8 protein-coding genes and 1 tRNA gene are annotated in these 10,910 nt (G+C 74.9%); 4 read left to right on the top strand and 5 right to left on the bottom strand.

Going from position 1 to position 10,910, the window contains the following annotated elements; all coding sequences use genetic code 11:
• Positions 1-129: 129 nt before the first annotated feature.
• Positions 130-201 (bottom strand) — tRNA-Val (locus ACFRAR_RS36755).
• Between the two features lie 166 nt (positions 202-367).
• On the opposite strand from ACFRAR_RS36755, the gene ACFRAR_RS36750 reads away from it, so the two are divergent.
• Together ACFRAR_RS36750 and ACFRAR_RS36745 are read left to right on the top strand one after the other, a co-directional pair.
• Positions 368-1,777 carry a hypothetical protein gene (locus ACFRAR_RS36750; protein WP_380704444.1) on the top strand — a complete coding sequence of 470 codons (1,410 nt, stop codon included), beginning with the start codon at positions 368-370 and terminating at the stop codon, positions 1,775-1,777.
• A 22-nt stretch (positions 1,778-1,799) separates the two neighbouring features.
• The gene (locus ACFRAR_RS36745) at positions 1,800-2,012 is read left to right on the top strand and encodes a zinc ribbon domain-containing protein (protein ID WP_380704442.1); all 213 of its coding nucleotides are present in this window, start codon (positions 1,800-1,802) and stop codon (positions 2,010-2,012) included.
• Here the strand turns inward: ACFRAR_RS36745 and ACFRAR_RS36740 are convergent.
• The 3 genes from ACFRAR_RS36740 to ACFRAR_RS36730 all read right to left on the bottom strand — a co-directional run bounded on the left by ACFRAR_RS36740 (position 2,009) and on the right by ACFRAR_RS36730 (position 6,989).
• On the bottom strand, positions 2,009-3,037 hold the full coding sequence (locus ACFRAR_RS36740) for an HAD family hydrolase (RefSeq protein WP_380704440.1): 1,029 nt from the start codon (positions 3,035-3,037) through the stop codon (positions 2,009-2,011). The two genes, ACFRAR_RS36745 and ACFRAR_RS36740, sit on opposite strands and share 4 nt — an antisense overlap.
• Positions 3,037-5,541: a phosphoribosyltransferase gene (locus ACFRAR_RS36735; protein WP_380704438.1), complete on the bottom strand. Its 2,505-nt coding sequence runs from the start codon at positions 5,539-5,541 to the stop codon at positions 3,037-3,039. Before ACFRAR_RS36735 ends, ACFRAR_RS36740 begins: the two co-directional genes overlap by 1 nt.
• A 182-nt stretch (positions 5,542-5,723) precedes the next feature.
• On the bottom strand, positions 5,724-6,989 hold the full coding sequence (locus ACFRAR_RS36730; RefSeq protein WP_380704436.1) for an HpcH/HpaI aldolase/citrate lyase family protein: 1,266 nt from the start codon (positions 6,987-6,989) through the stop codon (positions 5,724-5,726).
• A gap of 358 nt (positions 6,990-7,347) precedes the next feature.
• On the opposite strand from ACFRAR_RS36730, the gene ACFRAR_RS36725 reads away from it, so the two are divergent.
• Positions 7,348-8,520: a TerD family protein gene (locus ACFRAR_RS36725; RefSeq protein WP_380704434.1), complete on the top strand. Its 1,173-nt coding sequence runs from the start codon at positions 7,348-7,350 to the stop codon at positions 8,518-8,520.
• Positions 8,521-8,604: 84 nt separating this feature from the next.
• On the opposite strand, the gene ACFRAR_RS36720 is transcribed toward ACFRAR_RS36725, so the two are convergent.
• A complete protein-coding gene (locus ACFRAR_RS36720) occupies positions 8,605-9,345 on the bottom strand; it encodes a Tellurium resistance (protein WP_380704432.1) in 741 nt (246 codons plus the stop codon).
• A 340-nt stretch (positions 9,346-9,685) separates the two neighbouring features.
• Here ACFRAR_RS36720 and ACFRAR_RS36715 point away from each other — a divergent pair, with 340 nt between their 5' ends.
• Complete coding sequence (locus tag ACFRAR_RS36715) at positions 9,686-10,801, top strand: DUF2637 domain-containing protein (protein WP_380704430.1); 1,116 nt, start codon at positions 9,686-9,688, stop codon at positions 10,799-10,801.
• Positions 10,802-10,910: the final 109 nt, after the last annotated feature.

The raw sequence follows: 10,910 nt of genomic DNA, 5'->3' as shown, positions 1-10,910 counted from the left end.
TACCCTGGCGTTCAACCCGGGCGCGGAGACTTTCTGGAGACTGTCCCGACCCTGCGGCACCTAGTGGGCCCCGGGGCGGGAACTTTTTCCCTCCCTGGGCCGCAGCCTGTGTCTCTGCCGTTCGAGGGGTGGGCGCGGACGGTTTCGAACCGCCGACATCTGCTTTGTAAGAGCAGCGCTCTACCACTGAGCTACGCGCCCCCTGCCGCGGCCCGGCGGGCGCACGACGAGAGCCTAGGGTACCTGGTCCCGGGGGGTGGTGGGGGCCGGGCGCCCGGTGGGGCGGTGGGTGGGAGGGCGCAGGCGCGCCGGGAGGGGGGCGGACGGGTTGGGAGGGGGTGACGGGTCGGCGGGGGGATCGGGGAGAATGGGGGGCGGATCAGCGGGTCGGAACAGGGAGCGCGCAGTGGCGGTGGCCGGCGGGAGCGGGCGGGGGCGGCGTCGGGCGGGGAGTGCGGCGGCCGACGCGTTGGTGTTGCCGGTGGTGCTCGCGGGTGCGCTGGGGGCGGTCGTGCTGGCGTCGGCCGGGAGCGGCGGCTGGTGGGGCCGGCGCGGCGGTGGCGAGGGCGAGCGGGCGCAGGCCCGGGAGGCCCGGGCGGCGGCCCAGGAGGCGTTCTACGAGCTGGAGGAGACCCAGCGCGAGGTGCAGCTCGCGGTGGAGACCGTCCGCGCGGGCGAGGAGGGCCGGACGGCGCAGCGCGCGCTGGACGATCTGGCGGCGATCTCCGGCCGGGTCGATCAGGTCACCGTGAACTACCTCGCCGCCCTCGACGCCCACAACCTGGACAGCGAGGCCCTGGACGCGGGTGCGGCCATGCGGGCCAGGCGGCAGCTGGAGGACGTGAAGGGCCAGCTCGGCTCGGCCCGGGCGGAGCTGAACGACTTCCTGCGCCGTCTGCAGCCGACCGTCCAGCACGCCGAGCAGCAGCTGATGCGGGTCACCCCGGCGGTCGAGCAGGCCAAGCGCGCGCTGCTGGCGGCCAGCAACGCGCTGGACGAGGTGCGCGGCGCCGGTCTGCGGGCGGACGACCTGGCCGCCCGGCTGGCCGAACTGGCACCGGAGCTCGGCCGGTTGAACGAGGGACCGGCCCGGCACGGGGTCGCGGACACGCTGCGGCGCGCGGACGACGTGAAGCAGCGCGCCGAGGCGATCGCCGGCGACGCCGGGCAGCTGCCGGAGCGGGCGCGGGAGATCGACCGGCGGGTGGCGAGCCTGCGGACCCGCATCCAGGCGCTGGGGACCAAGGCCGAGACGGTCCCGCCCGCCCTGAGCGAGTTGCGCCGCCGGTTCAGCACCGCCTGCTGGCAGGACCTCCAGCGGGTGCCGGACCAGGTGGCGGAGACCGGGCACGCCGCCGAGCGCAAGCTCGCCGAGGCGGCCCGAGCCCGGGACGAGCAGCGCTGGGCGGACGCCACCGCCGCGATCGGCACGGTCCGCGCGCTGCTGGAGACCGCCGACGGCTCGGTGCTCGCGGTGAACGACCGGCTGCGGCAGCTGAACGAGGTGCAGCACGACCCCAGCCGGGAGGTCGAACGGGCCCGCTTCGCCACCCGGGACGCGCAGCGCCTCGCGATGGCCGGACGCAGCGCGCCGGACCCGAGGCACGCCGGCCCGCTGGACGAGGCGGTGGCCCGGCTGGACCGCGCGGTCGCCACCCTGGAAGCGGCCGGCCGGCACCCCGACTACTGGCACTTCCTGACCGAGCTGGCGGCGGTGCGGGACACCGCGGCGCGGGTGATCGGCATGATTCGCGGGGATCTCGGCCAGCAGCACTGAGCGCGGTCGGTACGCTGCCGGTATGCCACGCTACGACTTCCGCTGCCGCTCCTGCGGCGCCACCTTCGAGCTCCGCCGCCCGATGGCCCAGGCCAACGCCCCCGCCGTCTGCCCGCAGGGCCACCAGGACACCGTGAAGCTGCTGTCCACCGTCGCCGTCACCGGCGCGGCCGGCGGCGCGCCGCAGCAGGCCCCGAGCGGGGGCGGCTGCTGCGGCGGCGGGTGCTGCGGCTAACCGGAGAGCGCGGAACCGGCGGAGGCACCGGCGGTACCGGTAGCACCCGCCGCACCAGCGGGACCAGCGGGACCAGCGGGACCGGGGGCACCCGCCGCACCCGAGACCGCGGCCAGGAACCGCCGGACGATCTCCTCCCCCGCCGTCACCCCCACCTCCGCCAGGGCGGTGACGCCGGGGGCCGTCCAGCCGCTGTCCGCGAGCTCGCCGTGTCCCGGGCGCCAACCCGCGTCCGCCGCGAGCAGCAGGTCCGCGTCCAGCAGCGAGTCGCCGGCCGCCAGCACAGTGACCGCGCCGCCGTCCGCACCCCCGCCGTCCGCACCCCCGCCGTCCGCGCCCCCACCGCCCATACCCCTGCCGCCCGCGCCCCTGCCAGCCGCGCCGCCACTGCCGCCGTCCGCCCCGCCACCGCGTCGGACGACCTCGGCCAGCGCGGCGCTCTTGGTGAGCGGCACGGGCACCGCGTACACCTTGCGCCCCTGGAGGGAGACCGTCCAGCCGCGCTCGGCGCACCAGCCGGTCAGCTCCGCGAGCCAGCCCTCCGGCAGCGCGGCCCGTTCGACCACCAGGTAGGCGAACAGCCCGTCGGCGACGCTCCGCTTGCGCGTCCACTCCGGGGCGGCGCACTCGGCGAGCCGCCGGACCACCTCCTCCAGCGGGGCCGAGCCGGCGGCGATCCGCCCGGTGATCTCGGTCCGCCAGTCGCCGTCCGGCACGCCGTCCACCAGCAGCTGCCCGCCGTTGGCGCAGATCGCGTACGCGGGGACCCAGTCCGGTGTCGGGCCGGGCAGACGGATCCGCCCGTACTGCTCCGGCGTCCGGGTGGTGGCCGGGACGAAGCAGGTCTCCCGGGCGAGTTCGGCGAGCAGGGCGGCGGCCCGCCCGGTCATGAAGGACAGCGGCCGCCCCTGGTACTCCTCGACGCAGAGCAGCCGCGGCGCGGGCCGGTCCGACGTGTCCAGGGCCATGGCCCGCTCGGAGTAGATCAGCGTCCGGTCGAGGTCGCTGGCCACCAGAACACCCATCAGGTCTTCCTCCCCTTGCTCTCGGTCACCACACTCCGCCCGTCGACCCCGGTCGCGCCCCGGCTGTAGCGGGGGTGGATCAGGCCGACGCAGGTGTACGGCAGGCCGTCCACCTCCTCGACCACGACACCGCGCTGGGCGGCGAGCAGCCGGACGTGGTCGAGGTCGACGCCGGCGCCGCGCCGGGCGAGGATCCGCCAGGGGACGCGGCGCAGCAGGACCCGGGTGGTCTCGCCGACACCGGGCTTGACCAGGTTGACGTTGTCGATGCCGTACTCGGCGCTGATCCGCTCGACGGCGGCCCAGCCGGCCCAGTCGGGCGCCCGGTCCGGGGCGGCGGCCAGCCGCCCGGCGCGCTCGACCGCCGCGGCCCGCACCTCGCCGAAGCGGGCGGCCACCGTGTCCAGGAAGACCGCCGAGACGTCGCTCCCGGCCAGGTCCGCGTAGTGCTTGGCACCGTGGAAGTCGTCCGGGCCGATCAGCCCCGGCCGCAGCACGGTGCGCGAAACCAGGCCGGAGACGGTGGAGTTGAGGCAGGCGGACGGGATCAGGAAGTCGTCCCGGGTGCCGTACGTCCGCACGCAGCGGCCCGGGTCGGCGAGCACCGCGAGGTCCGGGTCGAAGCCGGTGCCGGCCAGGGCGTCGGCGAGTTCGCGGGTGATCGCGCCCTTGCCGGTCCAGCCGTCCACGAACACCACGTCCCGAGCGCGGTGGTGGGCCGCCAGGTACCGCAGCGCGACCGGGTCGATGCCGCGGCCGCGCACGATCGAGACCGCGTAGTGCGGCACGGAGAGGCCGTGCGCGAAGGCCAGCCAGCGGCGGATCAGGATGCCGACGGGCGTACCGGCCCGGGCCAGCGAGGCGAGCACCAGGCCGGGGCCGCGTTCCAGCAGCAACGTTTCCGCGACGGTGCCGACGCCGAGCGCGATCCGGCCGGCGGAGCCGCGCAGCGCGTGGTGGAACAGCTCCTGGTACTCGGGGCTGGGCTGGTACTCGACCGGCAGCGACTCGGCGTAGTGCGCGCCGCCGTTCTGGACGGCCTCCTCCCGCTCCTCGGTCGGGGCCTCCAGGGCGACCCCGGAGAGGTCCTTGAGCAGCCAGGCCACCTCCTCGGCCGGGTAGGAGGAGAACGCCGGCCCGTACAGAGGAGGAGGCAGCGGAGCGGCAGCCGGCGCGGACAGCGAGGGCGCCTGGGACGCGGCCGCGGCCGCAGCCGGGGCCACGGCCGGCCGGTGCGACGGCAGCACCGCGAGCACCACCGAGCCGGTCACCTGCCGCAGCTGGCCGAGCAGCGCGCGCTCCCCCCGGTGCAGCGCCGGGGTGTCGGCCACGTCGTCGACCACCAGCACCACGGCGTCGAAGCGCCGCGCCCGGTCGCTGCCGGGGGCGACGTTGTACGCGTAGCGCTCGGTCGAACCGCCGTCCCGCGGGTCGTCGTGGGCGGGGAAGGCCAGCCGCGTGCGGATCGCGTAACCGGGGTCGTCGACCGCCAGGACGGGCGAGCGGGTGGTGGTGGAGAACCGCACCCGGTCGCCGCCGAGGCGGTCGGCGAGGGCGCCGGCCAGGCGCAGCGGCGCGTACATCAGCTCCTCGAAGCCGAGCACCAGCACCCGCTCCGCCCCGGCGGGCAGGGCCTGCGCCAACTGCCCGGCCAGCCGCGGCAGTGCGGCGTCCAGCCGGGCGCGGTCGCGGACGGTGAAGCCGTGCCGGCCGCCATCCGGGAGCCCGGCCGGCCAGTCCAGCGCCACCCGGACCAGCGGCGCGGCACCGTCCGCCGGGGGCACTTCGACCGCCGCCGCCTCCGCGATCAACCGCTCGGCCCGGGCCGGCAGGTCCTCGGGCAGCTCCACGCCGCCGCTGGCGGTGGCCACCAGGTCCAGCCGGGCGCCGAGTTCGACGGCGGCCTCGTCGAGCCGGCGCCGGTCGGCCGCGGAGCGCAGGTCGACCAGGGCGACCACCACGTAGTGTCCGCGCGGGTGGCGGGCGTGCAGGTCGCGGATGGTGTTGAGCACCGTCCGGCCGGTCGAGAACTCGTCGTCCACCAGCACCAACGGGCCGTCCCCGGTGAGGAGTCCGGGGTCGGCCGGGAGCAGCAGGTGCGAGGTGGCGTGCGAGTGCTCCTCCTCGAAGCCGCCGAGCGGCGACACCCCGGGCACCGGACGGCGGGTGGAGTGCAGGTAGGGGGCGTCCAGTCCGTCGGCGACGCTGTGGCCGAGGCCGGTGGCGGTCTCCGCGTAGCCGAGGACGACGGCCCGCCCGGCGGCCCGCGGGCCGAGCAGTTCGCGGACCCGGCGGCCGAGTTCGAGCCCGGTGCCGTGGACCACCGAGGGGCGCTGCGGCACGTGCTTGCCGAGCACGGTGGAGACCAGCAGGTGGGCGCGCTTCGGGTTGCCCGAGCGCAGGGCGAGGCCGACGAGTTGGGGGAGGCGCTCGGAGCCGGTGAGCGCTATCCCGGCCCGGTCGGCGACCCAACGGCCGGTCCACGTCTGCGGTGTTGCTGTCACTGCTGGTCCTGCCTTCGATGGTGCGATGGCGCGATGGCGCGTTCGTGCGTTCGTACGTGCTTGCGTTCGTGCGGGCTTGCGTTCGTGCGGGCTTGCGGGCTTGCGGGCTTCGTCGTATCCGCGCCAAGGGAACAGGGAGGAACGGCCCGGGCCCGGCGGGAGGAACACTCCGGGGGGGGCGGTCAGCCGCACAGGCAGGCCGACAGCAGTTCCGCGAAGCTCACGTCCTCCCGGGCCACCCCGAACACCTCCGCCCGTAGCAGCACCCGCTCCGCCCAAGCCCGGTGCGGCCGGGCCTCGTTCATCTTGTTGGTGTACGCCGAGCGCAGCACCCCACCGCCGTCCTGCTCCTGCCGCAGGATGTCGAGGGCGTCGCAGTACTCCTCGTGTGTGACCACGGAGAGGGCGTGCACGGCGGGTACGTGGCTGGGGTGGATGCAGGTCTTGCCGAGCAGGCCGTTGGCCCGGTCGAGTTCGACCTCCCGGATCAGCCCGTCCAGGTCGTGCTCGATGATCCGCCGGCGGACCTCCTCCCCGGAGGCCCGGAGCACCCCGGTCCCGGCCCCGGCCTTAATCCCAGCCCCGGCCCCGCCCCCGGCCCCGCCCCTCGCCCCGACGCCGCCGGCCGCCGCGGCAGCGAACGGAGTCCGGCGCAGCTGCGGCTTGAACATCCGCTCCTGCACCGGGAAGTACTCCCAGACCGGCCCGGTGACCGTGTACCCGGTGCCGTCCGCCCGGCCCAGCACGTTGACCACGTCCCCGATCACCGACGCGACCAGCGCGACGTCGTACGCGGTGAGGTCGGGCGAGCGCCGCAGGCCGTACGCGGAGCAGAGGTCGGTGACCCCGAGCCGGACGGCGAGCACCCGCTCGCGGTGGCCGGCGAGCAGTTCGGCGATGCCGAAGAGCTGCTCCCTCCTGGTCTCCAGGTGGGCGAGTTCGGGGGACTCCAGGACGGGCATGGCGAACAGCCGCCGTCCGGTCGCGGCCTCGGCGGCGGCCAGCGCGGCCAGGTACTCGCCGCCGTTGGCGGGGGTGAACTTCGGCAGCACGAAGCCGCTGAGCAGATCGACGGCCGGGCCGAGTCGCCTGGCCAGGTCGAGGATCTGGGCGGCGGCACGGACCCTGATGAAGAGCAGGGGGTGACTGTGTGTACAGTCGGTGAAATCCTTGACCAGGTCATTCAACTGCTCGACCAGGTTCCGCTCACCCGCGTCCACCTCGTGGTCGGCGATCGCGTCCTCCAGGCAGAGCACCATCGACACCACGCCCCGACCGGCCAGTTTCCGGATGTCGGCGGCCAGCGCGGGCCTGGTCGCCGGACTGTAGAGGGTGCCGCCGAGGGCGGTGGCGAGCACCGCCGGCTCGCTCCGCGCGGTGAACGCGCGCGGCTGCTCCAGGAAGAGCCGGCCGCGTACGTCCTCGGCGAGGTGGCCGAAATGGCGCAAGGTGCTCTCCTCCAGGAAGTGGACCGCCCTCCGGCCCGGTGCCGACGACGCCCTGGTCAGACCGGCCGTCCGGGCGCCACGGTTCCCTGGGCACGCCGCCGCGGGACACTCCCGCGGCGGACCCCCGGGGGGCCGTTCGACCGTCCATCGTACGGACGGGACCCGGCCCGCCCCGGTTCCCCGGCACTGAACTCCCGGAACATCCCGATCCGCTTGACGATCATGGAAGCGGCGGCGGGGAACTCGGAAACGACCGCGGCAAACCTCGGAAAGCGCAAGTCTTGGCAAAGTCCGACCCGACGCGGACCGGTCCGGTCACGTTGTCCGAAGGGGTGGCGAACGGGCAGGATGGTCGGCTATGACGCACGTGATGGCCAAGGGCGCCAACATCGCACTGCCGGCGGCGGCGGTCCGCGCCGTGCTGCGCTGGAGCGCCACGCCCGGTGCGCCGGACGTGGACGCGTCCGCGCTGCTGCTCGGCGCCACCGGCAAGGTCCGCTCGGACGCCGACTTCGTCTTCTACAACCAGCCTCGCCACCCCTCCGGCCTGGTCCGCCACCTGCCCAAGCAGCAGACCTCCGGCGGCGCCGAGATCATCGACACGGTCGAGGTCGAACTGGGCAAACTGCCCGCCGAGGTGGACCGTGTGGTGCTGGCCGGCTCCTCCGAGGGCGGGCCGTTCCGCACGGTGCCCGGACTGCGTCTGCTGCTCTTCGACGCCACGGCCGGCGAGGGCGCGCCCGCGCTCGCCGAGTTCGTGATCGAGGACGCCGAGAACGTCACCGCGCTCGTCGCGGGCGAGCTGTACCGCCGGTCCGGGGCATGGAAGTTCCGGGCGATCGGCCAGGGCTACACCTCGGGGCTGATCGGGCTCGCGACCGACTTCGGCATCACCGTCGACGACGAGGCGGAGGCCGACGCCGGCCGCGCTTCCCAGTCGCCGGCCACCCCGTCCGCCGCGTTCGACCCGCGCGGCGGCGCCCCGATGCCGGACCCGCGCTCGACCGCCCCCGAGCCGGGCACCTTCACCCTGGCCCCGGCCGTCCCACAGTCACCGCCCGAGCCCGCCCAGCCGCCGACCGCCGCACCGGCGTCGCCCCCGGCGAACGCCACCGGCGCCGCACCGGTGCCGCCGCCGCCCACGGCCCCGCCCACCATGCCCCCGCCGCCCACCGCGCCCCCGAACCACCCGCCCGGCACCGGCTACGGCTACCCCCAGCAGCCCGGCACGGGGTACGGCTACCCCCAGCCGCAGCCCACCGGCGGCTACGGCTACCCCCCGCAGGGCCCAGGACAGCAGCAGGGCACCGGACAGCAGCCCCCGTACCAGCAGCCGGGCACCGGCTACGGCTACCCCCAGCCGAACCACCCCGCCCCGCCGCAGCAGCGCCCCCCGGGCTACGGCTACCCGCAGCCCGGCACCGGCCAGCAGCCGCCCGTCCCCCCGCAGCCGTCGACGGCCCAGCCCGCGGCGCCCACCGGCGAGGACTTCGCGCTGCCCCCGCAGGGCCCGCAGTTCCAGCCCCGCTGACATCCCGGCGCCGGCACCCCGGCGGGCCCCGACGGCACTCCGGCGAGCCCCCGGCCCCGTCCCGTCCCGCTCCGGGGCGCGCCGTCAGTCGCCCTTGTACCCGCGCTGCCACTGCAACCCGAAGCCGTACAGCCGGTCGATGTCCGCCTGGAACCCGTTGACGTACCGCACCTCGCGGCGCACCGTCAGCTGGTTGTCCCCCGCGTTCTCGATCAGCACCACCGCGCAGGAGCGCGCCGCCCGGGCCCGCTCCTCCAGCTTGATCTCGATGCGGGGCCCGGTCTGCGGCACGATCGTCAGCACCGCGTGCGACTGCTCGAAGGCCGGCGTGCCGTCGTAGATGTAGACGAAGATCAGCAGCCGCTTGAACTTGTCCTTCTTCTCCAGGTTGACGTACATCGTCTCGCCGGACGGCGCCCCGTACTGGTCGTCCCCGCTGAGCTTGATGTACGGCGGGTTCTGGAGGTCTCCGAAGAGCCCGCCGAGCGGCTGCACCACGCCCGTGGACCCGTCGGAGAGTTCGTACATGCAGGCCAGGTCGAGGTCGACGTTCGTCGGCTCGGCGTTCTGCGGCGAGTCCGGTTCCTGCGGCCGCAGGAACCGCGGGCTGAAGAACCGCCTGACGGAGTCCCCGGTGCTCGGCCTGGAGGCGCCGCCGGAGCTCATCGTCCAGTGCAGGTTGACGTACAGGTAGCCGGTGGTGGCGGCCGCCCCGGTGATCGCGTGCTGCGGGGTCGACTTGGTGAGTATGACCTTGTGCTGGCCGCCGGGGTTGTCGAAGGTGTAGCTCTTGTCCCCGCGCAGGTACTCCCAGATCGAGACCATGCCGTCCTCTCCCCCTGCTTCCGCCAGGCGGTCTGACGGTCCGCCGACCAATGATCGGGCATCGGCCCGGCCATCGGATACCCCGTTCGCCCCCTCGCCTACCCAAACGGGCCCGACTGGCGGGTCGATTGGCCGGAGCCAGCCGCCCTCCCGTAACATGCCGCCCCCTTGGACGCGATATCGTCTAGCCGCACAGGTGTCCCGTCCGCCCCTGCGCGGGCTCGGCGGGTGCGCCGTGCGGTGACGAACGAACCGTCAGGCAGTGCCCGCACGGCTGGCCCTGACCGCCTGTGTCGCGCTGTGATCCTGTCCCCTGCGGAAACCCGAGGCCCGACCCGCAATGAACCTGACCTCCATACAGCTGGTCTGGACCGTCGTCGGCGGCGCAGCCCTGCTGTTCGTCGCCGTCCTGATGGCGACGCTGCGTTTCAAGAGCTCGAAGAAGGACGAGTCCGGCGACTCCTGGGAGCGCAGCGAGGAGCGCCGCCGCCGCAAGGAGATGATCTACGGCATCTCCTCGTACACGCTGCTGTTCTGCTGTGCCGGTGTCGCCGCCGCCCTCTCCTTCCACGGCCTGGTCGGCTTCGGCAAGGAGAACCTGGGCCTGTCCGGCGGCTGGGAGTACCTCGTCCCGTTCGGCCTGGACGGCGCCGCGATGTTCTGTTCGGTCCTCGCCGTCCGCGAGGCCAGCCACGGTGACGCCGCGCTCGGCTCGCGCCTGCTGGTCTGGGTGTTCGCGATCGCCTCGGCCTGGTTCAACTGGGTGCACGCCCCGCGCGGTGTCTCCCACGACGGCGCCCCGCAGTTCTTCTCCGGCATGTCGATCTCGGCGGCCATCCTGTTCGACCGGGCGCTGAAGCAGACCCGCAAGGCCGCGCTGCGCGAGCAGGGCCTGGTGCCGCGCCCGCTGCCGCAGATCCGCATCGTCCGCTGGCTGCGCGCCCCGCGCGAGACCTACGCGGCCTGGTCGCTGATGCTGCTGGAGAACGTCCGCAGCCTGGACGAGGCGGTCGACGAGGTGCGCGAGGAGCGCCAGGCGAAGCTGGACGCCAAGGCCCGCGCCCGTACCGCCGACCGTCGCGAGCGGGCCGAGCTGAAGGCCATCTCCCGCCAGGGCGGCATGCTCTCCCGGGGCCGCGGTGGCCGCCAGGTGCCCGCCCTCACGGCTGCCGGAGACGGCCCGAGCGCTACGGAGCCTGCTCTAGCCGCGGAAGCCGAAGCCACCTCCTCGACCTCGCTCCAGTCGGCCGCCCTGGACGCCGGCCGCCGGCCGCGCGCCGCCGTCGGCTCCTCGTACTCGTCCGGCTCGTACTCCTCGTCCTCCTCGTCCGTCGGCACCGGGTCGTCCCGCAGCGGCTCGACCGTCGACCTGACGGCCGACGACGACACCCTGTCGATGCCGAAGCTGGACTCGCTGGAGCGCAAGCTGCGCGCGATCGAGCAGCAGCTCGGCTGACCGGTCGCCCGTCCGGCCGGACCGCACCGGGCCACGAACACCGAACGGCCGCCCCCGGGGATCCCCGGGGGCGGCCGGGTGGCGCCTCGGGCGGCCGGCGGGGGGTCGG

Source organism: Kitasatospora sp. NPDC056651, assembly GCF_042792155.1.
Lineage (GTDB): Bacteria > Actinomycetota > Actinomycetes > Streptomycetales > Streptomycetaceae > Kitasatospora.
Note: the sequence above shows the minus strand (reverse complement) of the source record. Positions and strands in the feature narration are given on the sequence as shown.